This is a genomic window from Serratia sp. 3ACOL1 (genome assembly GCF_003668775.1).
Lineage (GTDB): Bacteria > Pseudomonadota > Gammaproteobacteria > Enterobacterales > Enterobacteriaceae > Chania > Chania fonticola.
In genome coordinates this window covers 4,624,937-4,651,932 of record NZ_CP033055.1, presented here as the reverse complement: position 1 = coordinate 4,651,932, position 26,996 = coordinate 4,624,937, and the positions used below count along the sequence as shown (strand labels likewise).

The following is a 26,996-nucleotide window of genomic DNA, read 5'->3' as shown; positions in this document are numbered from 1 at the left end:
CACTGCACTCAACTGCATATCTTTAGGTAAGGAGGTGATCCAACCGCAGGTTCCCCTACGGTTACCTTGTTACGACTTCACCCCAGTCATGAATCACAAAGTGGTAAGCGCCCTCCCGAAGGTTAAGCTACCTACTTCTTTTGCAACCCACTCCCATGGTGTGACGGGCGGTGTGTACAAGGCCCGGGAACGTATTCACCGTAGCATTCTGATCTACGATTACTAGCGATTCCGACTTCACGGAGTCGAGTTGCAGACTCCGATCCGGACTACGACATACTTTATGAGGTCCGCTTGCTCTCGCGAGTTCGCTTCTCTTTGTATATGCCATTGTAGCACGTGTGTAGCCCTACTCGTAAGGGCCATGATGACTTGACGTCATCCCCACCTTCCTCCGGTTTATCACCGGCAGTCTCCTTTGAGTTCCCACCATGACGTGCTGGCAACAAAGGATAAGGGTTGCGCTCGTTGCGGGACTTAACCCAACATTTCACAACACGAGCTGACGACAGCCATGCAGCACCTGTCTCACAGTTCCCGAAGGCACCAATCCATCTCTGGAAAGTTCTGTGGATGTCAAGAGTAGGTAAGGTTCTTCGCGTTGCATCGAATTAAACCACATGCTCCACCGCTTGTGCGGGCCCCCGTCAATTCATTTGAGTTTTAACCTTGCGGCCGTACTCCCCAGGCGGTCGACTTAACGCGTTAGCTCCGGAAGCCACGCCTCAAGGGCACAACCTCCAAGTCGACATCGTTTACAGCGTGGACTACCAGGGTATCTAATCCTGTTTGCTCCCCACGCTTTCGCACCTGAGCGTCAGTCTTTGTCCAGGGGGCCGCCTTCGCCACCGGTATTCCTCCAGATCTCTACGCATTTCACCGCTACACCTGGAATTCTACCCCCCTCTACAAGACTCTAGCTTGCCAGTTTCAAATGCAGTTCCCAAGTTAAGCTCGGGGATTTCACATCTGACTTAACAAACCGCCTGCGTGCGCTTTACGCCCAGTAATTCCGATTAACGCTTGCACCCTCCGTATTACCGCGGCTGCTGGCACGGAGTTAGCCGGTGCTTCTTCTGCGAGTAACGTCAATGAACAATGCTATTAACACTGAACCCTTCCTCCTCGCTGAAAGTGCTTTACAACCCGAAGGCCTTCTTCACACACGCGGCATGGCTGCATCAGGCTTGCGCCCATTGTGCAATATTCCCCACTGCTGCCTCCCGTAGGAGTCTGGACCGTGTCTCAGTTCCAGTGTGGCTGGTCATCCTCTCAGACCAGCTAGGGATCGTCGCCTAGGTGAGCCATTACCTCACCTACTAGCTAATCCCATCTGGGCACATCCGATGGTGTGAGGCCCGAAGGTCCCCCACTTTGGTCCGAAGACGTTATGCGGTATTAGCTACCGTTTCCAGTAGTTATCCCCCTCCATCGGGCAGTTTCCCAGACATTACTCACCCGTCCGCCGCTCGTCACCCAGGAGCAAGCTCCTTGTGCTACCGCTCGACTTGCATGTGTTAGGCCTGCCGCCAGCGTTCAATCTGAGCCATGATCAAACTCTTCAATTAAAAGCTTGATTTGCTGCAACTCGTGCAGCGATGCTCGAAAATTAACTTTCGTAATAATTCATTCGCATGAATTACTGCTTGGTCACTCTTCAAGACTTGATATTTTTTTGCTACCGAAGTAGCTGGATATCGTCTTGTGAGTGCCCACACAGATTGTCTGATAAATTGTTAAAGAGCGTTCGTTACCGGGAAGTTTCTCGGTAACGCGGGAGGTGCATATTACGCTTTCCCGCTGAAGAGTCAACCTTTTTCTCTTACGAGACGCGGTGTTTTCACCGGGTTGCTTCTTCCTGACTGGGCGACTTGTTCGTCGTTGTTCCCGGTCAGTGGAGGCGCATTATAGGGAGTTCTCAGAACGCCGCAACCCCTAAATTCACTTTTTTTACTGACCGTCGAATGTTTAAGCAAAAACCCATTAAAGCGGCAGTTTTTTCAACGATTTAAAGCCATAACCCTGCAAAACGGGCAATAAAGCATCGGTGTCTTCATTCAGCGCCATGCAATACGCCAGATTCTCTTCCTGAGTTGACACCAGATTCTCCTGATTAGAGATAAGCCAGGCGGCTCTGCGGGCAATTGCCGCACCAGAATCCACCAGACGCGTTCCTTCAGGCAGGACTTGCATCAACTCTTCAGATAATAGAGGGAAGTGAGTACAACCCAACACTACCGTGTCCGGAGGCTCGCGCATGCTCAACCACGGCTGCAATATTTTCTTCAGCGTTGCCAGCGGCACAGGTTCACCATGCAGCTTGGCCTCTGCCAGTTCCACCAGCTCAGAAGAGCCTAACAGCTCAATTTTGCAATCTGTCGCGAAACGCTCGATCAGTTCATGAGTATAAGTACGCTGAACCGTACCACGCGTGGCCAGCAAACCGACGATACCGTTGGCGGTCAGTTTGGCAGCAGGCTTGATCGCAGGCACCACCCCCACTACCGGGAAAGCAAAACGTTCACGCAGTGCGGGTAAGGAAACGGTACTGGCGGTATTACAGGCGATGATGACGATCGCCAGAGGATGGCGCTGCTGAACCGCACTGACAATTTCCAGCACGCGCTCAACGATAAACTCTTCGGATTTCTCGCCGTAGGGGAATGCTACGTTATCGAAGGCATAGATATAGTGGAGATCCGGCAGCAGTTGCCGAACATCCTGAAACACTGACAACCCGCCGACGCCGGAATCAAAAACCAGCGCCGTCGGGCGAGGAGCCGCAGTGGCGTTAGAAGGTATAGCTGCCAGTGAGGTAGTACTCTCTTCCTGGGGTAGCATAGCCATAAGCCGTCTCATAATCTTTATCAAACAGGTTGGCAATTCTACCACGAACTGTCAGCTGAGAGGTTATTGGATATGAGGCGCTCACGTCGACCGTGCTGTAACTCGGCAATACGCGCTGCTCAGGGTTATAAGTAGAAGAGATATTGTCGTAACGCTTGCCGTAGTATTGATACGAGATATCCATGTCCAGGTTGAACATCGTCCAATCCAACTGATATTTGGCCTGACGTTTCGAACGGCGCGCCAACACCTCATCGGTCTGGTCATTACGCGGATCGATATATTGCAGCGTCAACCGGTGGGTGAACATCCAGGTATCAAAGCTACCCGTCCATTCCACACCTTTAATCGTTGCCTTATCCACATTGTAATACTGCCCCTGATAGGTCACTGGGTCAGAATCATAGTTGATTAGGTTCTGGATTTTGTAATGGTAAGCAGACAGACGCCAATCCAACGGCCCGGTCAAACCTTCCAGACCCATTTCCCACTGTTTGGACTCTTCCGGCTTGAGGTTGCTGTTGGAATCAATGCCAAAGCGTTTTGAGCCATATTGCTGACCCAATGACGGCGTCAGGAAACCCGTACCATAAGACAAGGTGGCTCGATAGCCATCAACAAACTCCCAACCTGCCGCGGTCTGCCAAGTGCCGTGCCAACCAAAGTCACCTGCCTTGTCTTCACGCCCAGAGGCTTCCAACGTCACGCTGCCAAACTGCTGCTGGCCACTCAGGTACAGGCCCGTGTTGTCTCTTTTATAGGTATCGGCAAAGGAATTGTCGGAAGAAGTCAGGCGCTGTTGCTGGAAATCGGCACCGGCGGTAACGCTGCCGTGCTCGAAAGCATAGGTGTTACCCCATTGCAGGTTACGCTGATCCATATCATCCAGCGTAGTGCTGATGCCATAACGGCCATTCTGGCTGCTGTAGTTGTAATCCTTCTGTTTCTGATAGCTGCCCGTCAGTTGAGAGGAGAAAGCCCCAGACAGGAAACGCAGCCCCATATCATAGGTGTGGCTATACAGGCGGTCTTCATCATTACTGTACTTCGGGCTGTAAGGTACATTGCCGACATCGTAGTCCGAGTTATTGGTATAACCATAACCCCGCACGAAACCTGAGAAATTCTGATTGAACTGTTGCTCCAACCCGCCCCAGAAGCTTTTATTACGGAAACCATCACGATCGCTGTCGACCGAATAAGGCGAGCCCGGCTGCACATTGAAGCCATTGGTCATCTGGTAGCTGCCCGCAACGGTAGCAACAGTGTTATCAAAACGCTGGCGCAAGGCACCATCGTACTGCTGGTATCCTTTAGAACCGATACCCGCCTGGACTTTACCGCCCTCTTTATCCGTCTGGGTAATGATGTTGATGACCCCGCCGATGGCACCAGAACCGTAAATGGCAGAGCGCGGCCCACGGATAAACTCCACACGCTGAACCAGCGCCAACGGAACCTGGTTAAAATCGACGCCGTTGCTGATCCCCAGCCGGGCCATTGGCACGCCGTCGATCAGAACCAATACATGACGAGCTTCGGTGCCGCGTACCGAGAGAGATGACCCCTGCCCCATACCGCCGTACTGTGAAATATCGACACCGGGCAAACGGCGCATCACATCATTGAGGCTTTTGGCCTGCCAGCGATCGATATCTTCGCGGGTCACCACATCGGCAGGCGCCAATACGGAAGAGACCGGTTGAGGGAAGCGGTTGGCGGTAACCACCAGGTCATCGCTACTTTTAGCCGTGGTGTTATCTTGCGCCCATCCAGAAAATGCCGTCACGGAGGAGACCACCGCCAGCAGTGTATTTTTTATCATTGTCATTATAAAAAGCATCCAAACTTCATTGGGGATGCCGCAGGGCCACGGCCGGTAGTTCGCGACGGCTATGGATATTGCGACGTACACCGGTAGGTTTTCGGGCTTGGGATTTGCCGGTTGCCTGTGGCAACCCGCACCGGGCGATGACTTCCCATCCTGCAGTGGACAGTGTCTGCGTCATTTAACGCTATCGCCGTGACTTCCCCATACCGCTGCGCGTCAGCTCCAGATTTGCACTGGATTCCCTTTTCACTCGCTGCTTGAGACCGGACGGCAATGCTACAATCAATGAAAATGGATGTCTAGATTGCCAACAGTGTTGCAAAATAGCACCACAACAAAACTGGACTTCACGGGCTGATTCCCTACAATCCCCGCTGATCCAATTTGCCTGACGAGAGAAACCATGACGCCCGAGAATTTGCCCATTGAACGCTATGACGACCAACTGGCGGAGAAAACAGCCCGCCTGAAGACCATGATGTCACCGTTCACGGCGCCCGAGCCGGAAGTGTTTCGCTCGCCAGTCAGCCACTACCGAATGCGTGCGGAATTCCGCATCTGGCATGATGAGGACGATATGTACCACATCATGTTCGATCAGCAGACCAAGCAGCGTATCCGTGTCGATAGCTTCCCGGCGGCCAGCGAGCTGATTAACCGCCTGATGAGCGCCCTGATGGCGGCCCTCAAGCCCAATCCAGTGCTGCGCCACAAGCTGTTCCAGATCGATTATCTTTCTACGCAGAGCGGTAAAATCATTGCCTCGCTGCTGTATCACCGCAAGCTGGACGAACAATGGCAGCAAGATGCCACTGCGCTGCGTGACACATTACGCGCAGACGGCTTCGATGTGCAGCTGATTGGCCGCGCCTCGAAGATGAAAATCATGCTGGATCAGGACTACGTCGACGAAGTGCTGCCGGTCGCTGGCCGCGAAATGATTTATCGCCAGGTCGAAAACAGCTTCACCCAGCCCAACGCAGCCATGAACGTGCAAATGCTGGAATGGGCGCTGAATGTGACCCAAGGTGCAAAAGGGGACCTGCTGGAGCTGTATTGCGGTAACGGCAACTTCTCGCTGGCCCTGGCCCGCAACTTCGAGCGAGTGTTAGCCACTGAAATAGCCAAGCCTTCGGTGGCGGCGGCGCAGTACAACATCGCGGCCAATAATATCGACAACGTGCAGATTATCCGCATGGCGGCGGAAGATTTCACTCAGGCAATGAACGGCGCTCGCGAGTTCAACCGGTTAAAAGGGATCGATCTGAGCAGCTATAACTGTGAGACCATTTTCGTCGATCCGCCGCGCAGCGGGCTGGATGAGGAAACGGTGAAAATGGTGCAGACCTATCCACGCATCCTTTACATCTCCTGCAACCCGGAGACTCTGTGCGCCAATCTGGATACGCTGCAGGCCACGCACAAAATCACTCGCCTGGCTCTATTCGATCAGTTCCCATATACCCATCATATGGAATGTGGCGTATTACTCGAACGCCGCTGATCTAGACAGACGCAAAAACCAAAAAAGGCACTCCGCAGAGTGCCTTGAGACTGCTGACAAACCCTCACCGGGCTTACAATGTAGGGGCGCTGCATGCTGCGCCCGTCTTGATAATCAATGGGTTAGAAAATACTGGTATAGGTAGATCCCGACCAATTCAGCAATATTGCCACTTTGTCAGCAATCTGAAGGCACTCCGCAGAGTGCCTTTTCTCGATATAACCATTTTTAATGCTGAACAGTGACGGTATTGCGTTTCTTTAAATGGAAACCAATCCAGAGCACCAGCACCACGCAAACAATCGAGGGCAGGAAGTTCGAGCCGATCTGCGGATATTCCGCACGCACGATCGCGCTATATCCCAGGACGCCCAACAGGAAACAGCCGGCCGCCAGTTTTGGCATACCATCCGGCATTGGCTGGTTCAGGTAACGCTGATGCAGGCAATATACCGCCAACACCAAAGCAATCAACGGGAAGGCAGAAAACGACACCACCGAGCTGAACAGCGCGGCAAAGGAACCGTTTACGGACAGGCCAGCAATCAACGCCAGCAGTAAAGTACCATTCTCACGGCTTAGTTTTTCCATGACTTTCACCTTGTTATACGTGGGATACAGATGCTTTTTCTTGTTCGCGGCGATACCAGTAATAGGCTCCTTTGGAGATCATCCGCAGTTGCAACACTAACCTTTCTTCGAGCTGCCGCCGTTGTTCAATATCAATATCCAGCGCTTCCGCCCCGGCACTGAACACGATCGTCACCATAGCTTCCGCCTGCGCCTCGGTAAAGCTGCGCGGCATATGGTTTTCCAGCTCAAGGTAATCTGCCAGTTCGGCGATAAAATGTTGGATTTCCCGTGCTACCGCCGCACGAAACGCGGCCGAGGTGCCGGAACGTTCTCGCAGCAACAGCCGAAAGGCGTTGGGATTATTGCCGATAAACTCCATAAAGGTCGATACCGACGTGCGGATCACGCTGCCGCCTTTGGCAATACGCTGGCGTGCCTGGCGCATCAATTGGCGCAGCATCAGGCCGCTTTCGTCAACCATGGTGAGCCCAAGCTCATCCACATCGCGGAAATGGCGATAGAAAGACGTGGGCGCGATGCCCGCCTCTCGTGAGACTTCACGCAGGCTCAGGCTGGCAAAACTGCGCTCGGCACTCAGCTGGCTGAAAGCCGCCTCAATGAGGGAACGACGCGTGCGTTCTTTTTGTTGTGCTCTGACGCCCATTTGCATATCCGGATGACTTCCCTTCTTCAGTCTAACGCCGCAGAACTGGCAATATAGCAAATTTATCCTAGCGCGCGTAAAACTTCGCCCTTCGCGCACGGGGGATAAAAACACGTTAACTGCGTAATTTCATTTGACCTTACTTCATCAAGGTGCATAAAATTTAAGCAATATGAAACGTGCTTATAAATACCGATTCTATCCAACAACCGAACAGGTTGAGCTACTGTCTCAAACCTTCGGCTGTGTGCGTTTCGTCTACAACTTCATTCTACGCTGGCGTACCGACGCCTACTTTCAGCGAAAAGAAAAAATCGGCTATACGCAGGCAAGTGCCAGATTGACTGCACTCAAAAAAGACCCGGACCTTGTCTGGCTAAATGACGTTTCAAGTGTTCCCTTGCAGCAAGCACTGCGCCACCAACAAGTGGCCTTCAAAAACTTCTTTGAAGGCCGTGCTGCATACCCAGTGTTTAAAGGCAAACGCCACAGGCAGAAAATTACGCTCACCAATGCGGCGTTTAAATACCTTGATGGTAAATTGTCGATGGCAAAAAGCAAGACTCCATTAGACGTGCAGTGGTCACGCCCTTTGCCGTCCACTCCATCAACCGTTACTATCTCCAAAGATACCGCTGGGCGGTACTTCGTCTCCTGTCTGTGTGAATGTGAACCAGCATCACTGCCGGTCAGTCCCAAAATAGTCGGGATTGATGTGGGCTTAAAAGATTTATTCGTCACCGATACCGGGTTCAAAACCGGTAATCCCGGCTATACCGCTAAATATGCGACACGTCTGGCACTGCTCCAGCGCCGGTTAAGCAAAAAGACCAGAGGCTCGAAAAACCGTGCTAAAGCCCGATTAAAAGTCGCTCGTTTACACGGGAAAATAGCGGATTGCCGTCTGGACAATCTCCACAAATTGTCCCGCAAACTGATTAACGAGAACCAAGTAGTTTGCGTCGAATCTCTGAAAGTGAAGAACATGATCCGCAATCCGACACTATCAAAAGCGATAGCTGATGCTGGCTGGTCCGAATTAGTCCGCCAGCTTCAGTACAAAGGCGGATGGGCGGGACGTAACGTGGTTGCTATTGACCAATATTTCCCATCCTCAAAACGCTGCAGTTGTTGTGGTTTCACCGTACAAAAAATGCCTCTTGGTATTCGGCAATGGGTCTGCCCAGAATGCGGTGCAGCCCATGATCGAGATATTAACGCGGCACGCAATATAAAAGCTGCCGGGCTGGCAGTGTTAGCCCACGGAGAGCCGGTAAAACCTGAACTGCTAAATGCAGCTTAGGTTCAACTCTGTGAAGTGGGAATCCCCGTCCTTCAAGGCGAAGGCGAGGAGCAGTCAAACAAACGCGCTTTGTCACAGTTCTGGGCCACACCGATTGTGCTTTGCCACAAAAAGGCTAATGGTAATTGGGCACGCAGCGCTATGATGTTAAGATACCGTTGTAAATTTGTATAAGAACAGGTCTCTCCTACATGCAACAACACTATCAATTTGATGCCATTATCATCGGCTCCGGCCCTGGTGGTGAAGGCGCAGCCATGGGTCTGGTGAAACAAGGTGCCCGCGTGGCCGTGATCGAACGGTACAATAACGTGGGCGGCGGTTGTACTCACTGGGGAACCATCCCCTCAAAAGCCCTCCGCCACGCCGTCAGCCGCATTATCGAATTCAACCAGAACCCGCTTTACAATAACTCCCGCACCCTTAGCGCCACCTTCCCTGACATTTTACGCCACGCCGACAGCGTGATTAACCAGCAAACGCGCATGCGCCAAGGGTTCTACGAACGTAACCAGTGCAAGTTGTTCGCCGGTAACGCCAAGTTTATCGACGCCAACACCGTCAGCGTAAGCTATATGGATGGCACGCAGGATACCATCCGCGCCGACCATATTGTGATCGCCTGTGGTTCACGCCCTTATCATCCGAACGGCGTTGATTTTAACCACTCGCGCATTTATGACAGCGACTCCATCCTGGAGCTGAACCACGAGCCACGCCACGTGATTATCTACGGTGCCGGGGTAATTGGCTGCGAATATGCTTCTATCTTCCGTGGTTTGAACGTGAAGGTGGACTTGATCAACACCCGCGATCGGTTGCTGGCGTTCCTCGATCAGGAGATGTCAGATTCCCTGTCTTATCACTTCTGGAATAACGGCGTGGTGATCCGCCACAATGAAGAGTTCGAGAAGATCGAGGGTACCGATGACGGCGTGATTGTGCACCTGAAATCCGGCAAGAAAGTGAAGGCCGATTGCCTGCTGTATGCCAATGGCCGTACCGGTAACACTGATGCGCTTGGCCTGGAGAACGTGGGTCTGGAATCAGACAGCCGTGGCCTGCTGAAGGTCAACAGCATGTATCAGACCGCCGTATCCCACATTTATGCAGTGGGTGACGTGATCGGCTATCCGAGTCTGGCATCTGCCGCTTATGACCAGGGCCGCATCGCCGCTCAGGCCATCTCCTCTGGGGAAGCCAGCGGGCATCTGATCGAAGACATTCCAACGGGCATTTATACCATTCCGGAAATCAGCTCCGTCGGTAAAACCGAGCAGGAACTGACGGCGATGAAGGTGCCCTATGAAGTGGGCCGTGCCCAGTTCAAACACCTGGCCCGGGCGCAGATTGCCGGTATGAACGTGGGTAGCCTGAAGATCCTGTTCCACCGCGATACCTTGCAGATCCTGGGGATCCACTGCTTTGGTGAGCGTGCGGCAGAGATCATTCACATCGGTCAGGCGATCATGGAACAAAAAGGTGAAGGTAATACCATCGAGTATTTCGTCAATACCACCTTCAACTATCCGACCATGGCCGAAGCCTACCGCGTGGCCGCGCTAAACGGTTTAAACCGCCTTTTTTAGGCCCGCGTCCAGGTAGTTCTGCATGTGTTCGCGAATAGCCTCGGCCAGCTGCTCATAGCGGCTACGCAGCGGGGAGCCGGGGCGATACACCAGAGCAATGGTGCGCTTCGGTTCCGGTTTGTAGCACTCCAGATAGCAGACGCCGTCACGCTCGCGCTCACGCGGTACTGCCAAGGCGGGTAACAGCGTTATCCCACTGCCTGCGGCAACCATATTACGCAGCGTTTCCAGACTGGTCGCGCGGAAGTGGGTATCCTCATCCGCACCGGCCTGGAAGCAAAAGCCCAGCGCCTGATCGCGTAAACAGTGGCCATCTTCCAGCATCAGCAGTTTTTCACCCGCCAAATCGGCCATCGCCACGCGTTCGCGCTGCGCCCACGGATGGTCGGAATAGACTGCTAATTGCATCGGCTCATCGAACAAAGGCACTTCGATAAAGGCTTCGGTCTCTTTCACCAAGGCAAGAATAGCGCAGTCCAACTTGCCGCTGTCCAGCTGTGCCAGCAGTTGATGGGTTTGTGCTTCGTGCAGGTACATTTCCAACTTGGGAAAGGATTTATGCAGCGTAGGGATAATCTGCGGCAGCAGATAAGGCCCCACGGTAGGGATCAGGCCGATATGCAACGGCCCGGACATCGCTTCCCCTTGCTGGCTGGCCATTTCCTTCAAGACTTTGACTTCGCGTAGCACGGTGCGCGCCTGTTCCACCAGCAGTAAGCCTGCCTGTGTGAAAAGCACCTTACGGCTGGTCCGCTCAAGCAGCATCACGCCCAACTCGTCTTCCAGCTTGCGGATCTGGCCACTCAATGTTGGTTGGCTGACATGGCATGAGTCGGCAGCGCGCCGGAAGTGGCGGTGCTCGGCCAAGGCGACCAGATACTCTAAATCACGAATATTCATTGTTGTTTCCCTCCTGGCCATGATAGCTCATGGCGATAGATAAGATAGCAACGAGTGATTAGAACTATCAAGCCCCGCAGTGAATAATGTCCCCCAACGAAGCGCAACGGCGCCAACATAAAAAATTCATTTTTCTAATTAAGGGGTTAATTCATGTTTACCAGTCAAGAAGGCAAAAAAGTCCCTCAGGTTACCTTCCATACTCGCCAGGGCGACCAATGGATCGATGTCACCACGGATGACCTGTTCAAAGACAAAACCGTGATCGTGTTCTCCTTGCCGGGCGCGTTCACCCCAACCTGCTCATCCAGCCATTTGCCGCGCTATAACGAACTGTCCAGCGTGTTCAAGCAACATGGCGTTGACAGCATTCTGTGCGTCTCGGTGAACGATACTTTTGTGATGAACGCCTGGAAAGCCGATCAACACGCCGAAAATATTACCTTCGTGCCGGACGGCAACGGTGAATTCACCAAGGGTATGAACATGCTGGTTGAGAAAGCCGATCTGGGCTTTGGCCCACGTTCATGGCGCTACTCCATGCTGGTGCGTAACGGTGTGGTAGAAAAAATGTTCGTCGAACCCAACAAGCCGGGCGACCCGTTTGAAGTTTCTGACGCCGACACCATGTTGAAATACCTGGCACCTGAATTCCAAGTGCAGGAATCGGTTTCCCTGTTCACCAAACCGGGCTGCCCGTTCTGCGCCAAAGCCAAACAAATGCTGCAAGAGCGCGGGATCCAATATGAAGAAATCGTGTTGGGCCAAGACGCGACCACGGTCAGCCTGCGCGCTGTCAGCGGCCGCGCTACCGTGCCACAGGTGTTTATCGGTGGTCGTCACATCGGTGGTAGCGACGATCTGGAAAACTTCCTGTCAGCCTGAATGATAAAAATAAACCCGATGGGCCTCAGGCACGGTTCAACAATCTGTCGCCTGTAAACCAACGGAATAGAAGTAATGTGACTTTTGGCGGGTGCTAACCCGCCCTTTTTTTATACCCTTCAGGAGCGGATATGAAACTGTTGAATGTCGACGTCGCCGTTATTGGCGGCGGCACAGCTGGACTAGGCGCTTACCGCGCAGCAAAACTTTCTACCCCCAGCGTGGTGATGATTGAGGGCGGACCTTTTGGCACCACCTGTGCCCGCGTTGGCTGTATGCCTTCCAAATTACTGATCGCTGCGGCAGAAGCGGTGCATCAGATCGAACGGGCTCCAGGATTTGGCGTCCATCCGGCGGGAAAAACCACCATCAATGGCCGTGAAGTGATGGATCGCGTCAAACGCGAGCGCGATCGCTTCGTCGGTTTTGTACTGGAAGGAGTCGATAGCATCCCGGCCGCAGATAAAATTCAGGGCTATGCCCGCTTCATTGACGACAACACTTTGCAGGTTGACGAACATACGCGCATCGTCGCGCAGCGTATCGTGATTGCCACCGGTTCCCGCCCTAGCTGGCCTGCGCCGTGGAACGATCTTGGCGACCGCCTGATCGTCAATGACGATGTGTTTAACTGGGATGATTTGCCGCAGTCCGTCGCGGTATTTGGCCCAGGGGTGATCGGATTGGAACTGGGACAGGCGCTGCATCGCCTTGGCGTTGCCACCAAAGTGTTCGGCGTTGGCGGCGCGGTTGGCCCGCTGACCGACAGCGTAGTGCGGGAATATGCCGCTAAAACGCTGGGTGAAGAGTTCTATCTCGACCCGGATGTCAAAGTAGACATCATGCAGCGCGAAGGCGACAAAGTATTTATCCGCTACCAGGATCTGCACGGCCAAACGCAGGAAATGATGGTGGATTACGTGCTGGCCGCCACCGGCCGCCGGCCGAACGTCGACAAACTGGGATTGGAAAATACCACTCTGGTGCTGGATGCCAAAGGCGTGCCACAGGCCGATCGCTTAACCATGCAAACCAGCGTGCCGCATATTTTCATCGCCGGTGATGCCAGCAACCAATTGCCACTGCTGCACGAAGCCAGCGATCAGGCTCGTATTGCCGGGCACAACGCGGGCAGCTTCCCAGAAGTAACGCCAGGCCTGCGCCGTAGCTCGATTTCCGTGGTGTTCTCAGACCCGCAAATTGCCATGGTCGGCTCGACCTTCCGTGAACTGAACCAGAAATTCAGCGCCTGCGGCTGTTTTGAAGTGGGTGCCGTATCGTTCGAAAACCAGGGCCGTTCCCGGGTGATGCTACGCAATAAAGGCATCTTGCACGTTTATGGCGAGCAAGGGACAGGTCGCTTCCTGGGTGCTGAGATGATGGGGCCGGATGTGGAGCATATCGCCCATTTGTTGGCTTGGGCACATCAGCAGCAGATGACCATCGACCAAATGCTGGATATGCCGTTCTACCACCCGGTGATCGAAGAAGGGCTGCGTACCGCGCTACGCGATCTGCAAGCCAAGCTGAAGCTGGGTGAGTCTGAGGCGGAACGCTGCCAGCGTTGCCCTGGCGAATAAACCTTTATCTCTGCTATGAGTCACCATCCACCGGGCCTTCGCGCCCGGTTTTTTGCGTATGGCATTCCAGCCTTGAATCTCCTTGCTTGCCGAGTTTTGGTTTTAGCGTCATTTTTATGCTCCCCCACCTTGAAATGATACTAATATTGATACTAATATAGGACGGCTAAATGAAAGGACTCAGAGAAACCATTGACGATCTGCAACAGCGGCAAGCCAATATCAAATTCAACACATTAGTAAAGATCTGCACCGACTGGTTTGGCCCACCCCGCTTGAACGGTGGCAGTCACAAGGTTTACAAAATGCCTTGGCCGGGGGATCCACGCGTGAATATCCAACGTACAGATAGCGGCATGGCAAAGGTATATCAGGTCAAACAGGTGATCAGCGCGCTGATCAAACTGGAGGAAGAAAATGGAAAAACATGAGCACTACACTTACCGCATCACCTGGTCAGCGGAGGATAGCGAGTATGTCGGCCTCTGTACGGAGTTTCCTTCTCTGTCATGGTTGGCACCTACCCGCACCGCAGCGCTGGACGGCATTGAAAAACTGGTCCGCGATGTGATTGCCGATATGCTCGCCCAGGGCGAAACGCCGCCAGAGGCACTGGCAGAGAAAAATTTCAGTGGGAAACTGGTACTGCGGATGACCCCGGAACAGCATCGCCGTCTGGCGATTAATGCTATGGATGAAGGCGTTAGCCTGAACCGCTATTTGTGCGCCCGGTTGGCAGGATAAGGGCAGCATTGCGCTGCCCTCAAGCGTAGCTTAGAACAGACGTTTTTTCGCCTCGGCGATCGCATAGGCAACCTGCTGAGGAGAAACACCACCCTTGGCCGCGCGCTTATCCAGGCAAGATTGCAGCGACAGGATCGGATAAACGTCGTCACCAATCACGCTGTTGAATTTCTGCAAATCGCTCAGCGGCAGGTCTTCCAACGGCTTGCCCTGGCAGATCGCTTCCACTACCGCTTCACCCACAATGTGGTGCGCTTCGCGGAACGGCACGCCTTTGGCAACCAGATAGTCGGCCAGTTCGGTGGCGTTAGCATAGCCTTGCTGTGCCGCTTCCTGGCAGCGCGGGCGCTTCACCTGAATGCCGTCCAGCACCAATGCCGCCATCTGCAGGCAATCCATCCAGGTGTCGAGCGCGTCGAACAGCCCTTCTTTGTCTTCCTGCATGTCTTTGTTGTAGGCCAACGGCAGGCCTTTCAACGTCATCATCATGCCGGTCAAAGCCCCTTGCACACGCCCAGACTTGCCACGGATCAGCTCTAACGCGTCGGGGTTTTTCTTTTGTGGCATCAGCGATGACCCTGAGGTCACGCGATCCGAAAGCTCGACAAACGCCGCTTCGCCGCTGTTGAAGAAGATCAGGTCTTCGGCAAAGCGCGACAGGTGCACCATGCTGATGGCAGCATTGGACAGCAGCTCCAGCACGTGGTCACGATCGGAGACGCTATCCAGGCTGTTGCGCGTGGCAGAGGCAAAGCCCAACCAGCCAGCCAGTTGTTCACGGTCGATCGGATAAGCGGTTCCGGCCAAGGCACCGCTACCCAGCGGGCTGACGTCCAGGCGTTTCAACGTATCCTGCAGGCGGCTTTCATCACGCGCCAGCATCTCAACGTAAGCGAGGCACCAGTGGGCAAAAGTTACCGGCTGGGCGCGCTGTAGGTGGGTGTAACCCGGCATCACCGCATCCTGATTGGCTTCGGCGGTTTCTACCAGCGCCTGTTGCAGCTGTACCAACGCCTGATGCAGTTCACTAACCTGATGTTTGCACCACAGTTTCAGATCGGTGGCCACCTGATCGTTACGGCTGCGGCCGGTATGCAGCTTTTTGCCCAGATCGCCGACTTTATCGATCAGCTTCTGCTCAACCCAGCTGTGAATATCTTCTGCGTCGCTGTTAACGATCGCCAGAGGATCGGCCTGCACTTCTTCCAGCAGCACGTTCAGTGCCTGCTCAAGCTGCTGTTGCTCTGCTGACGTCAGTACGTTGACGGTCACCAGCGCTTTTGACCAGGCGACGGAGCCCACAATATCCTGTTCCGCCAGGCGATAGTCGAAGCGCAGGGAATCATTTAACTGTTTGAACCGCTGATCCGCTGCCTGACTAAACCGTCCGCCCCAAAGTGCCATAATCTTGCTCCTGAATAAGTATGCGAAAGGGCGCAGCATGCTGCGCCCCTCAAATTGACGCTAAACCAACGACGTTACTTTTTCTTCTCGTTCAACGCGCGGATACGGGAAGAGAGCGAGAACAGACGGATAAAGCCACCCGCATGGCTGTGATCGTAAACTTCGTCTTCGCCAAAGGTCGCAAATTCTTCTGAGTACAGGCTGTTGGCCGATTTCTTCTGGATCGCCGTCACCTGGCCTTTATACAATTGCAGCACCACTTCGCCGTTAACTTCTTCCGCCAGCGCTTGTGCGGAAGCCTGAATGGAACGACGCAGCGGAGCAAACCAGCGGCCATCGTAGACCACGTAGGACATTTCCAGGCCCAACTGCTCACGCCACTTAAAGCTATCACGATCCAGTACCAACTGCTCGACCCCACGCAGCGCGGCAACCATAATCGTGCCCCCCGGGGTTTCATAGCAACCACGGGATTTGATCCCTACCAAGCGGTTTTCTACGATATCGATACGACCCACGCCGTGTTTGGCACCCAGCACGTTCAGGGTTTCCAGACACTTATACGGGCTCATCGCTTCACCATTAACGGCAACAACGCAGCCTTTCTCTACGGTGACGGTTACTTGTTCTGGCTTGTCCGGTGCTTCCAACGGATCGACAGTCCAGACCCAGCAATCTTTGTTTGGCGCATTCCACGGGCTTTCCAGCACGCCGCCTTCGGTAGAGATGTGCCAGGCGTTTTCGTCACGGCTGTAGATCTTCTCCAGCGAAGCGGTGGTTGGGATATTACGCTCTTTCAGGTAATCCAGCAGGGCCTCACGGGAACGCAGGTTCCACTCACGCCAAGGCGCGACGACCTTCAGGTGTGGAGCCAATGCGGTATAGGTGGTTTCGAAACGCACCTGATCGTTACCTTTACCGGTTGCCCCGTGGCACAGCGCATCGGCACCCACTTTCAGCGCCAGCTCAACCTGAGCCTTGGCAATGATCGGACGCGCCATTGAAGTCCCCAGCAGGTAGCTGCCTTCGTACAGTGCGCCGGTCTGCAGCACCGGATAAACGTAGTCACGGATAAACTCTTCACGCAGATCGACAACATGACACTCAGAGGCACCGGATTGCAGAGCTTTCTGCTCAACGCCTTCCAGATCGCCGCGCTCCTGGCCGATGTCCGCCACGAAGGCTACCACTTCACAGCCACCGTAGTTCTCTTTCAGCCATGGAATGATGGCCGAAGTATCCAGACCGCCGGAGTACGCCAGAACGATTTTCTTGATGCCTTTGTTTTGCATTGTGTTATTCCTTTTTAATTCTAAATTTAAGCGAGGATCCGGGTGCCAATCGACACACCATTAAACAGAGCAGGGAGCTTTTCGGCATTACGCCAGCTGGCGATATCTACCGGGCGGCCAAGGGTACGTGCAGCATCAAGCGCCGCATTGACCTTCACCACCATACCATCGGTAATGATGCCTTGAGCAATCAGTTGCTCGGCTTTTTGTGCGGTCATTTCCGCGATGCGCTGCCCTTTGCCGTCGAGAATACCGCTGACATCCGACAGCAAGATTAAATCCGCCCCCAGAGTGGCGGCCAGGGCCGTCGCAGCCTGATCGGCGTTCACGTTCATCAGTTGCCCTTCGGCAGTAATGCCGATGGAGCTGACCACTGGCAGGTAGCCAGCGCCCAACAAGGTATTGAGCAGCGCAGGTGTTCCTGGTACTGCATGGCCCACATGGCCCAACGCTGGGTCCAACTGAGTTACCGCAACACTGCCACCGTCTGCCAGGCTCAGGCCAACGGCATTAATTTTGTGCTTCACCGCCCAGGCCAGCAGGGTTTTATTAGCCGTTCCTGCCAGTGCGCCGGTGATGATGTCGATTTGATCGGCTGGAGTGACACGCAGGCCGTTCTTCTTCACTACCGGCAGGGAGAGCTGTTTCATCAATTCATCCACCACGCAACCGCCGCCGTGAACGATCACCAGCGGGCGCTGATGTTCCTGGCGATAGACATCCAGCGCGGTAAACAAACGCTCCAGCGCTTCTTCACTGTCCAGTAGCACGCCACCTAGTTTGATAATCAATGGATTCATTGCTGTTTACTCACGCTGATTTAAAGTAAGGATTGGGTTTCCGGGAAGCCGAAACGGATATTCAGACACTGCACCGCCTGGGCCGCCGCGCCTTTCAACAGGTTGTCTTCTGCGGCTACGGCGATCAGATGCTCGCCCTGCACGGCAAAGCCGATATCACAGAACGGCAGGCCCACCACGGATTTCAGTGCTGGCACCCCTTGGTCGTACAGCCGTACCAGCGGTTTGTCGTCATAAGCCGCATGGTAAGCCGCTGCCACGTCTTGCGCGGTGACGCCCTTGTTCAGGCGGCAGGTAATAGTTTCCAGAATACCCCGCGGGAAGTTACCCAAGTGTGGCGTAAAGATGACCGGCACCCCGAGATGAGCAGAAATTTCTGGCTGATGACGGTGATTGAACAGGCCGTAAGGTTGCAGGCTGACTTCACAGAAACTGGTCGTGACGCTGGCTTTACGCCCTGCCCCGCTCACGCCGCTGACGGCGTTGATGACCGGCCATTGATCCAGGTTCAGCAATTGCTTGTCGAGCAGCGGTTTGAGCGCCAGCTGCGCCGCCGTTGGGTAGCAGCCCGGCACGGCAATCAGCTGCGCCTGCTTGAGTTTTTCGCTCTGCCACTCCGCCAGGCCGTAAACTGCCTGCGCCAGCCAGTCGGCATGCTGGTGTGTAAAACCATAATACTGTTGATAAAAATCAGCATCCTGCACGCGGAAGGCACCGGAGAGATCAAACACCACACAGCCGGCAGCCAGGAATGCTGGCGCGATGTCGTGGCTCACCTCATGGGCGGTCGCGAGGAAAACAACGTCGATGCCTTTGGCCGCGGCGGCAACGTCAACCAGCGGCTGTAATGGCAGATCGACGATGCCTTTTAATTGAGGGTGCAGCTCGGAAAGCAATTTTCCTGCATCTGCACTTTGCGCTGAAACCGCTAAAGCGGTTATGTTCATGTGTGGGTGGCGATTCAGGTAAGCCGTGAGCTCTGCTCCGGCATAACCGCTGGCACCAACAATCAGCGTATTCAACATGTGGCCTTTCACCTTCTTGGCTAGCAATCTAAGAGTCACGGCGACCCTGGTAGCAGGGCTTGGTCGCGTTGTTGCGCGGTTCACCCACGTGGTTGAGCGTGATGTTTTTATCAACATCCGGGTTACAGGTTCCCTTCTGCTCTAGCTTACTGTATTTTTATTCAAAATAAATGCATGAATATTGATACTATCCTAACCAAAGGCTGTCAACAGTGAAGATGAAATTACCTCCATTTATTGAGCTGTACCGGGCGTTGATCGCCACTCCGTCGATCAGCGCCACCGATGGTGCCCTCGATCAGAGTAATGAAGCATTAATCAACTTGCTGGCCGGCTGGTTCAACGATTTGGGCTTCCGCGTCGACGTGCAGCCCGTGCCGGATACCCGCAACAAATTCAACCTGCTGGCTAGCCTCGGTGAAGGCAGCGGCGGCCTGCTGCTGGCTGGCCACACCGACACGGTGCCCTACGATCAGGGGCGCTGGACGCGAGATCCTTTTACCCTGACCGAGCACGACAACAAGCTGTACGGGCTGGGTACTGCCGACATGAAAGGCTTCTTCGCCTTTATCCTCGATGCGGTACGCGATATCGATGCCAGCAAGCTAACCAAGCCGCTGTACATTTTGGCCACCGCTGATGAAGAAACGACGATGGCTGGTGCACGTTACTTTGCTGCTTCCAGTAAAATCCGCCCGGACTTTGCCATCATCGGCGAGCCAACCTCGCTGCAACCGGTGCGCGCGCATAAAGGCCATATCTCCAGTGCGATCCGCATCGTTGGCCAGTCGGGCCATTCAAGCGATCCGGCGCGCGGCGTCAATGCCATTGATCTGATGCATGAGTCCATCGGGCATCTGATGGAATTGCGCAAAACGCTACAGGAGCGCTACAACAACCCGGCGTTTGCGGTGCCTTACCCAACCATGAACTTTGGCCATATCAGCGGTGGCGATGCGGCTAACCGTATCTGTGCCTGCTGTGAACTGCATATGGATATCCGCCCGCTGCCGGGGATGACGCTGGATAACATCAACGAACTCCTGCAAGAAGCGTTGGCGCCGGTAAGCCAACGTTGGCCGGGCCGTTTGACGATCGATGAGCTGCATCCGCCGATCCCAGGCTACGAATGCCCAACCGACCATCACATGGTGGCGGTGATTGAAAAACTGCTGGGTGCACGCACCGAAGTGGTCAACTACTGCACCGAAGCGCCGTTCGTCCAGGAAGTGTGCCCAACGCTGGTGCTCGGCCCTGGTTCGATCAACCAGGCACACCAGCCGGACGAATATCTGGATACCGCGTTTATTGAGCCAACGCGTAAGCTGCTGGGTCAGTTGGTCGACCATTTCTGCCGGCAATAAACCTTAATAACAACAGGGGAATGGGTTACCATCCCCTACCTATTAAGAAGTAGCAATTTAAGCCGATAAGCCAGACTGATAACCGGCAGCGCGTAATTAAATTTCAGAAAATGCGCCGAATTTGATGTTTTTTTGCTAAAAATAGTGTCAATTGATGATTGGACAGGCACGTGACCAGATAAAACCGGCGGTCTGCGTCGGCACGTGAAATTTACTTACAAGATGAAAAATCACGTACTCATCGTGTTCAGGTCGTGGCGAAAAACACCGCGAACTGAGGATGATAAGTATACAAAGAACTGGGTCAGGGATTATATGAACGAACAATATTCGGCAATGCGAAGTAATGTCAGTATGCTCGGCAAACTGCTAGGCGATACCATTAAAGAAGCGCTGGGCGAGCATATTCTCGATCGCGTTGAAACTATCCGTAAGCTTTCCAAATCTTCACGTGCCGGTAACGAGGCGCATCGTCAGGAGCTGCTCTCCACGCTGCAGAACCTGTCCAACGATGAGCTGCTGCCCGTTGCCCGCGCCTTCAGCCAATTCCTCAACCTGACCAACGTTGCCGAGCAATACCACAGCATCTCGCCGCACGGCGAAGCGGCCAGCAATCCGGAAGCCTTGGCGCAGTTGTTTACCAAGCTGAAAGACAACAAGCTGGATAACAAACAGCTGCAAAAGGCGGTGGACGATCTTTCCATCGAGCTGGTCCTGACCGCTCACCCAACGGAAATTACCCGCCGCACCCTGATCCACAAGCTGGTTGAGGTGAACACCTGTCTGAGCCAGTTGGATCATAACGACCTGGCCGACTACGAGCGTAATAAAATCATGCGCCGTCTGCGCCAGCTGGTTGCGCAATCCTGGCATACCGACGAGATCCGCAAAAATCGTCCATCCCCGGTCGATGAAGCCAAATGGGGCTTTGCCGTGGTGGAAAACAGCCTGTGGGAAGGCGTACCGGCCTTCCTGCGCGAGTTCAACGAACAGTTGGAAAACTCCATCGATTACCGCCTGCCGGTAGAAGCCGTACCTATCCGCTTCACCTCCTGGATGGGTGGCGACCGCGACGGTAACCCGAACGTGACCGCCGAAATCACCCGTCACGTGCTGCTGCTGAGCCGCTGGAAGGCCTGCGATCTGTTCACCCGTGATATTCAGGTGCTGGTCTCCGAGCTGTCGATGACCGAATGTACTCCTGAGCTGCGCGAACTTGCCGGCGGTGACGAAGTACAAGAACCTTATCGCGAATTGATGAAGCAACTGCGCAGCCAGTTGATGAGCTCCCAGGCCTATCTTGAAGGCCGCCTGAAAGGCGAACGCGTCCTGCGTCCACACGACCTGCTGGAAAATAACGAGCAGTTGTGGGAACCGCTGTACGCCTGCTACCAATCTTTGGTGGCCTGTGGCATGAGCATTATTGCCAACGGCCAACTGCTGGACACGCTGCGCCGCGTACGCTGCTTTGGCGTACCGCTGGTGCGTATCGACGTGCGCCAGGAAAGCACCCGCCATACCGAAGCCATTGCCGAACTGACACGCTATCTGGGCCTGGGGGATTATGAGAGCTGGTCAGAAGCCGACAAACAGGCATTCCTGATCCGTGAGCTGAACTCCAAGCGTCCGCTGGTGCCACTGAAGTGGGAGCCGAGTGCAGACACTCAGGAAGTGCTGGAAACCTGCAAGGTGGTCGCCGAAGCGCCACAAGGTTCGATCGCCGCCTACGTCATTTCCATGGCTCGTACCCCGTCCGACGTCTTGGCCGTGCACCTGTTGTTGAAGGAGACTGGTTGCCCATTCGCGCTACCTGTGGCCCCACTGTTCGAAACCCTCGACGATCTGAACAACGCCGAAGACGTGATGACCCAGTTGCTGAACATCGACTGGTATCGCGGCTTTATTCAGGGCAAACAGATGGTCATGATCGGCTATTCCGACTCGGCAAAAGATGCTGGCGTGATGGCTGCCTCCTGGGCGCAATACCGTGCACAGGACGCACTGATCAAAACCTGTGAGAAGGCCGGAGTAGCACTGACGCTGTTCCATGGCCGTGGTGGCTCAATTGGCCGTGGTGGCGCACCTGCGCACGCCGCTCTGCTCTCACAACCACCAGGCAGCCTGAAAGGTGGCCTGCGCGTGACCGAACAGGGCGAGATGATCCGCTTTAAATTCGGCCTGCCAGAAGTCACCATCAGCAGCCTGGCGCTGTACGCCGGTGCGGTGTTGGAAGCCAACCTGCTGCCACCGCCGGAGCCTAAGCCAGAATGGCGCACGCTGATGGACGAACTGTCCGAAACCTCGTGCAACATGTATCGCGGTTACGTGCGTGAAAATCCAGACTTTGTGCCTTACTTCCGCGCCGCTACGCCAGAGCAGGAACTGGGGAAACTGCCATTGGGTTCACGCCCGGCCAAACGCCGCCCGAACGGCGGTGTTGAAAGCCTGCGTGCCATTCCGTGGATCTTCGCTTGGACGCAGAACCGCCTGATGCTGCCAGCCTGGCTGGGTGCCGGTGCTGGCCTGCAGGAAGCGGTGAAGGCTGGCAAGCAGGACCAGTTGGAAGCCATGTGCCACAACTGGCCGTTCTTCTCTACCCGTATCGCGATGCTGGAAATGGTATACGCCAAAGCCGACCTGTGGCTGGCGGAATACTACGATCAGCGTCTGGTAGACAAGTCCCTGTGGCCGCTCGGCCAACAGTTGCGTGATCAATTGGCCAGCGATATCAAGGCGGTGCTGACCATTGCCAACGACGACCATCTGATGGAAGACCTGCCGTGGATCGCCGAATCTATCGCGTTGCGCAACGTCTACACCGACCCGCTAAACGTGTTGCAGGCCGAGCTGCTGCACCGTTCGCGCCAGCAGGAGCATCCGGATGCCCGCGTTGAGCAGGCTCTAATGGTCACTATTGCTGGCGTGGCGGCCGGGATGCGCAACACCGGCTAATATTGCTTCATCATTTGCTGCAAGCACCGATGCGATCGGCGTCGGTGCTTATTCTCTCCCTCGATTATCCCCGTTCCTAATCTGCAGATTTTGTCACAGCTGTCACTCACTGCGGGTTATCAAGACTGTTATTGCTGACTCTCATTCTGAGTCCAGGCTCAGTTTGACCACACCTTTTGCGTTGATTATGCTGAACTTCTTGCCCAATAATGCAGTTAACATCACAATTACCGGTACTATTCGTTACTGGTAATAGACAAAGACCTTACCTTCTTGAAAATACCTTCACATAAAGATATTTATCATGAAGATTGATAATGACAGGGAAAGTAAATGGATGTAGCACTAATAATCAGCTTGGTAGTACTCGTCGTGGCCGGTTACGCCATTGCCAAGAATTACGACACCAAGCTGGTGTTGTTTAGCTCAGGGATCGTACTCATGTTGGCGGCAGCCACTTTGGGCTTGCCGATTTTGAGCGCCGGAACGGGGACGGGAAACGTCTGGTTGGATCCGTTAAAACAAATCGAGCTGGATTTCATCAAGCAGTTTAGCCGGGCGGGCATCATCATCATGGTGCTGTTCGGCTTTTCCGCTTATATGTCGCACATTGGCGCAAACGATGTCGCGGTTAAAATCATGTCAAAACCCATCGCGAAGATCCGCTCCCCCTATATTCTGGTGCCGATAGTATTCTGGATAGGGTCACTGTTGTCGTTGATTATTCCCAGTGCCGCCTCACTCGCCGTGATTTTAATGGCCACGCTTTACCCCATTCTGCGCGTGGCAAACATGTCCTCACTCAGCGCCGCCGGGGTCATTGCCACCACTGCCACCATCGTACCCACACCGCTGGGTGGCGATAATGTGGTAGCAGCCAAAATCCTGGGTTTCGAACACGTGGTGGACTACGTTACTATGCACCATGCCGTTATCTCACTGCCGGTGCTGGTCATTATCGGCATCGCGCACTATTTCTGGCAAAAGTACATGGATAAGCGCCAGGGTGCAGCCGCGTTTACCGACGTCGATGAGAGTAAATTGGCCACCAACAGCCAACTCCCTCCGGCTTACTACGCCCTTTTTCCGCTGATCCCGTTATTCCTGATCGTGGTATTTGGCCTGTTCTTCCGCCAGATCAAAATCGGCCTGGTGGAAATCACCCTGTTCTCGTTTGCGCTGGCCTTTATTGTGGAACTGATCCGCAAAGGCGACCTGCGCGAGCAAATGAAAAACTCGTCGCTGTTCTTCACCGGCATGGGGCAAGGCTTCTCACAGGTGGTGGTGTTGATCGTGGCTGCCAGTACCCTGGTGGCCGGTTTGACCGCCATCGGAGCCATCAGCACCGTGGCTTCACTGGTTAAAGAGGTCAATAACGCCGGGATCGGCCTGATGTTTATCTTCTCCGGCCTGACTGCGCTGATCACGCTGATCAGCGGTAGCGGTAATGCGGTGTTCTACTCCTTTATTGAGCTTATTCCGTCCATTGCCAATCAGGCTCACGTCGATCCGGTAATGATTGCCCTGCCTATGCAGCTGACCTCAAACCTGATCCGTGCGATATCGCCAGTTTCTGCGGTGGTGATCATCGTGGCATCAGTAGTCAAAGTCAGCCCGATTGAGGTGGTCAAAAGAACCTCGGTGCCATTGCTGGTCGGGTTTGTCGCCACCCTGATTTTCACGCTGATCCGCTATTCATTCTGAGGAGATGCAAATGAGCACTATCAGCTATTTTGACCATCAGCACTAACTCTGTATGGGAGATATTATGTCCTCTAGCTCTGCACCTATTGCCATGATCCTGGATACCGATCCCGGTATCGATGATGCCGTCGCGCTGGTTGCCGCACTGTTTCATCCAAAAATCGACCTGCGCCTGGTGAGCACGGTGGCGGGCAACGTCAGCGTGGATAAAACCACCCACAATGCGCTGCGCCTACTGCATTTCCTGGGCGCGTCCACGCCCGTAGCTCGCGGGGCAGCGGCTCCACTGGTACGTAAACTGGAGGATGCCAGCCATATTCACGGCAACTCTGGCCTGGATGGGTACGCGTTTGAGGAGCCAACACGGCAGATCGTTGACGGCCATGCCGTTGAAGTGATGCGTGACCTGCTGCTGGCCAGCAAGGAGCCGATAGTCTTGGTGCCGATTGGTCCGTTAACCAACATTGCCCTGTTGCTCACGCTCTACCCGGAATGTAAACCATCCATCGCGCGGATCGTCATGATGGGAGGCTCCGCTGGCCGAGGCAACCATACGCCAAACGCGGAGTTTAATATCTACGTGGATCCCGAGGCCGCCAGCATGGTGTTTGCCAGCGGTATCCCGATTGTGATGTGCGGGCTGGACGTCACCAACCGGGCTACGCTTACCGCCGAGATGATCGCCAGCTTACCGACGCTGAACCGCACCGGGGCCATGCTGCATAGCCTGTTCCAACACTATCGGGGTGGGAGTATGAGCCGTGGGCTGAAAATGCATGACCTGTGCGCTCTGGCCTATCTGGCAAAACCCGAGTTGTTTACCACTCAGGCCTGCCATGTGGCGGTAGAGACGCAAGGTGAACTGACCAGAGGAACGACCTGCGTCGATCTGGCCAATCGTTTGAAACTGCCAGCCAATGCCGAGGTCTGTCTGGAAATCGATGTCGAAGGATTCCGGCAGTGGTTCCTGGAGATGCTCACGCACCCGGCCGTTCCTTGATGTTGGCGCGGTTGCCGCAACGGCAACCGCTATCTATCAACCAACTACTGCAGCAGGGCGCACGCCCAGGGTATGGCAGATGGCGTAGCTCATTTCCGCACGGTTGAGCGTATAGAAGTGGAAATCTTTGACCCCTTCGCGGCTCAGGATCTTCACCATATCCATGGCGATATTGGCGCCGACCATCTTGCGGGTTTCCGCATCGTCATCCAGCCCGGCAAACATGCTGGTCATCCAGCTTGGCACCCGCACGTTGGTCATGGTGGCAAAGCGCTGGAGCTGCTTGAAGTTGGACACTGGCAGAATGCCCGGCACGATTTCTACGTCGATGCCAGCAGTCACACAGCGGTCACGAAAACGCAGATAGCTTTCTACGTCGAAGAAGAATTGGGTGATGGCACGGTTGGCACCGGCATCGATTTTACGTTTCAGGTTGATCAGGTCTGACTGGGCGCTTTTCGCTTCCGGATGCACTTCCGGGTAGGCCGCGACAGAAATATCAAAGTCGCCGACGTCTTTGAGCAGCGTGACCAGATCGGTCGCATACATTTCCGGCTTGCCACCGCCTGGCGGTAAATCACCGCGCAGCGCGACAATATGGCGGATACCGCTGTTCCAGTAATCGGTAGCGATCTCACGCAGTTGCGCCGGGCTGGCATCAATACAGGTCAGGTGAGGAGCAGCTTCCAGACCAGTACGCTCTTTGATCCCCTTGATGATACTGTGGGTACGGTCGCGCTCACCCGAGTTGGCACCGTAGGTCACAGAAACAAACTTGGGTTTGAGGCTGCTCAGGCGATCGATCGACTGCCACAAGGTATCTTCCATCTCGCTGGTGCGCGGCGGGAAGAACTCGAACGACACGTTAATCTGGCCATTTAACTCTGCCAGACTCTGATTCAGCGCTTCCCGCTGGTTTGCGTGATAAAAACTCATACCCTGTCCGCCTCTTATCGATCACTGTTTTGCTTCGTTATAATAAGCGTCTATACGTTTAGACGTCTAGATAGAAAATGCCGGATGTTGCCTGAAGAG

General features: G+C 54.4%; 21 protein-coding genes, 1 rRNA gene and 1 riboswitch. Of the genes, 11 read left to right on the top strand and 11 right to left on the bottom strand.

Going from position 1 to position 26,996, the window contains the following annotated elements; all coding sequences use genetic code 11:
• Positions 1 to 27: 27 nt before the first annotated feature.
• The 3 genes from D9980_RS20970 to btuB all read right to left on the bottom strand — a co-directional run bounded on the left by D9980_RS20970 (position 28) and on the right by btuB (position 4,672).
• Positions 28 to 1,568: ribosomal RNA gene (locus tag D9980_RS20970) — 16S ribosomal RNA — on the bottom strand.
• Positions 1,569 to 1,983: 415 nt separating this feature from the next.
• On the bottom strand, positions 1,984 to 2,847 hold the full coding sequence (gene murI / locus D9980_RS20965) for a glutamate racemase (RefSeq protein ID WP_121608338.1): 864 nt from the start codon (positions 2,845 to 2,847) through the stop codon (positions 1,984 to 1,986).
• The gene (gene btuB / locus D9980_RS20960; RefSeq protein WP_370454358.1) at positions 2,792 to 4,672 is read right to left on the bottom strand and encodes a TonB-dependent vitamin B12 receptor BtuB; all 1,881 of its coding nucleotides are present in this window, start codon (positions 4,670 to 4,672) and stop codon (positions 2,792 to 2,794) included. The genes murI and btuB overlap by 56 nt, the downstream gene beginning before the upstream one ends.
• Before the next feature lie 73 nt (positions 4,673 to 4,745).
• Positions 4,746 to 4,961, bottom strand: a riboswitch (cobalamin riboswitch).
• Positions 4,962 to 5,081: 120 nt separating this feature from the next.
• Between btuB and trmA the strand changes: the two genes are divergently transcribed.
• Positions 5,082 to 6,182: a tRNA (uridine(54)-C5)-methyltransferase TrmA gene (gene trmA / locus D9980_RS20955; protein WP_121608337.1), complete on the top strand. Its 1,101-nt coding sequence runs from the start codon at positions 5,082 to 5,084 to the stop codon at positions 6,180 to 6,182.
• A 228-nt stretch (positions 6,183 to 6,410) separates the two neighbouring features.
• On the opposite strand, the gene D9980_RS20950 is transcribed toward trmA, so the two are convergent.
• Complete coding sequence (locus D9980_RS20950) at positions 6,411 to 6,773, bottom strand: YijD family membrane protein (protein ID WP_121608336.1); 363 nt, start codon at positions 6,771 to 6,773, stop codon at positions 6,411 to 6,413.
• A 13-nt stretch (positions 6,774 to 6,786) separates the two neighbouring features.
• Complete coding sequence (fabR, locus tag D9980_RS20945; protein ID WP_024482854.1) at positions 6,787 to 7,419, bottom strand: HTH-type transcriptional repressor FabR; 633 nt, start codon at positions 7,417 to 7,419, stop codon at positions 6,787 to 6,789.
• A gap of 172 nt (positions 7,420 to 7,591) precedes the next feature.
• Between fabR and D9980_RS20940 the strand changes: the two genes are divergently transcribed.
• On the top strand, positions 7,592 to 8,722 hold the full coding sequence (locus D9980_RS20940; RefSeq protein WP_121608335.1) for an RNA-guided endonuclease TnpB family protein: 1,131 nt from the start codon (positions 7,592 to 7,594) through the stop codon (positions 8,720 to 8,722).
• Positions 8,723 to 8,913: 191 nt separating this feature from the next.
• Positions 8,914 to 10,311, top strand: coding sequence for a Si-specific NAD(P)(+) transhydrogenase (sthA, locus tag D9980_RS20935; protein WP_021807209.1), 1,398 nt, complete (start codon positions 8,914 to 8,916; stop codon positions 10,309 to 10,311).
• Here the strand turns inward: sthA and oxyR are convergent.
• Positions 10,294 to 11,211 (bottom strand): DNA-binding transcriptional regulator OxyR, encoded by a 918-nt coding sequence (oxyR, locus tag D9980_RS20930; RefSeq protein WP_024482855.1) that lies wholly within the window; start codon positions 11,209 to 11,211, stop codon positions 10,294 to 10,296. The genes sthA and oxyR overlap by 18 nt on opposite strands.
• A 153-nt stretch (positions 11,212 to 11,364) precedes the next feature.
• On the opposite strand from oxyR, the gene D9980_RS20925 reads away from it, so the two are divergent.
• The 4 genes from D9980_RS20925 to D9980_RS20910 all read left to right on the top strand — a co-directional run bounded on the left by D9980_RS20925 (position 11,365) and on the right by D9980_RS20910 (position 14,420).
• A complete protein-coding gene (locus D9980_RS20925; RefSeq protein WP_021181914.1) occupies positions 11,365 to 12,096 on the top strand; it encodes a glutathione peroxidase in 732 nt (243 codons plus the stop codon).
• A 131-nt stretch (positions 12,097 to 12,227) separates the two neighbouring features.
• Positions 12,228 to 13,676, top strand: a complete 1,449-nt coding sequence (locus D9980_RS20920) for a dihydrolipoyl dehydrogenase (protein ID WP_121608334.1) — start codon at positions 12,228 to 12,230, stop codon at positions 13,674 to 13,676.
• A 170-nt stretch (positions 13,677 to 13,846) separates the two neighbouring features.
• On the top strand, positions 13,847 to 14,107 hold the full coding sequence (locus D9980_RS20915; protein WP_121608333.1) for a toxin HicA: 261 nt from the start codon (positions 13,847 to 13,849) through the stop codon (positions 14,105 to 14,107).
• Positions 14,094 to 14,420 carry a type II toxin-antitoxin system HicB family antitoxin gene (locus D9980_RS20910; protein ID WP_024482858.1) on the top strand — a complete coding sequence of 109 codons (327 nt, stop codon included), beginning with the start codon at positions 14,094 to 14,096 and terminating at the stop codon, positions 14,418 to 14,420. The genes D9980_RS20915 and D9980_RS20910 overlap by 14 nt, the downstream gene beginning before the upstream one ends.
• A gap of 30 nt (positions 14,421 to 14,450) precedes the next feature.
• Here the strand turns inward: D9980_RS20910 and argH are convergent, their stop codons facing one another.
• The 4 genes from argH to argC form a co-directional block, all read right to left on the bottom strand.
• Positions 14,451 to 15,824, bottom strand: a complete 1,374-nt coding sequence (argH, locus tag D9980_RS20905; RefSeq protein WP_121608332.1) for an argininosuccinate lyase — start codon at positions 15,822 to 15,824, stop codon at positions 14,451 to 14,453.
• Positions 15,825 to 15,898: 74 nt separating this feature from the next.
• Positions 15,899 to 17,116, bottom strand: coding sequence for an argininosuccinate synthase (locus D9980_RS20900; protein ID WP_024482860.1), 1,218 nt, complete (start codon positions 17,114 to 17,116; stop codon positions 15,899 to 15,901).
• Positions 17,117 to 17,142: 26 nt separating this feature from the next.
• Positions 17,143 to 17,916, bottom strand: a complete 774-nt coding sequence (argB, locus tag D9980_RS20895) for an acetylglutamate kinase (protein ID WP_021181908.1) — start codon at positions 17,914 to 17,916, stop codon at positions 17,143 to 17,145.
• Positions 17,917 to 17,936: 20 nt separating this feature from the next.
• Complete coding sequence (argC, locus tag D9980_RS20890) at positions 17,937 to 18,941, bottom strand: N-acetyl-gamma-glutamyl-phosphate reductase (RefSeq protein ID WP_024482861.1); 1,005 nt, start codon at positions 18,939 to 18,941, stop codon at positions 17,937 to 17,939.
• Positions 18,942 to 19,159: 218 nt separating this feature from the next.
• Here argC and argE point away from each other — a divergent pair, with 218 nt between their 5' ends.
• The 4 genes from argE (at position 19,160) to rihC (ending at position 25,961) form a co-directional block, all read left to right on the top strand.
• Positions 19,160 to 20,305 (top strand): acetylornithine deacetylase, encoded by a 1,146-nt coding sequence (argE, locus tag D9980_RS20885; RefSeq protein ID WP_037411277.1) that lies wholly within the window; start codon positions 19,160 to 19,162, stop codon positions 20,303 to 20,305.
• A 315-nt stretch (positions 20,306 to 20,620) separates the two neighbouring features.
• Positions 20,621 to 23,257, top strand: coding sequence for a phosphoenolpyruvate carboxylase (gene ppc, locus D9980_RS20880; protein WP_121608331.1), 2,637 nt, complete (start codon positions 20,621 to 20,623; stop codon positions 23,255 to 23,257).
• 333 nt (positions 23,258 to 23,590) lie between these two features.
• Positions 23,591 to 24,961 (top strand): C4-dicarboxylate transporter DcuC, encoded by a 1,371-nt coding sequence (dcuC, locus tag D9980_RS20875; protein ID WP_121608330.1) that lies wholly within the window; start codon positions 23,591 to 23,593, stop codon positions 24,959 to 24,961.
• Positions 24,962 to 25,025: 64 nt separating this feature from the next.
• On the top strand, positions 25,026 to 25,961 hold the full coding sequence (rihC, locus tag D9980_RS20870) for a ribonucleoside hydrolase RihC (RefSeq protein ID WP_162304306.1): 936 nt from the start codon (positions 25,026 to 25,028) through the stop codon (positions 25,959 to 25,961).
• A 36-nt stretch (positions 25,962 to 25,997) separates the two neighbouring features.
• Here rihC and metF read toward each other — a convergent pair whose 3' ends face one another.
• Positions 25,998 to 26,897: a methylenetetrahydrofolate reductase gene (metF, locus tag D9980_RS20865; RefSeq protein WP_021807217.1), complete on the bottom strand. Its 900-nt coding sequence runs from the start codon at positions 26,895 to 26,897 to the stop codon at positions 25,998 to 26,000.
• Positions 26,898 to 26,996: the final 99 nt, after the last annotated feature.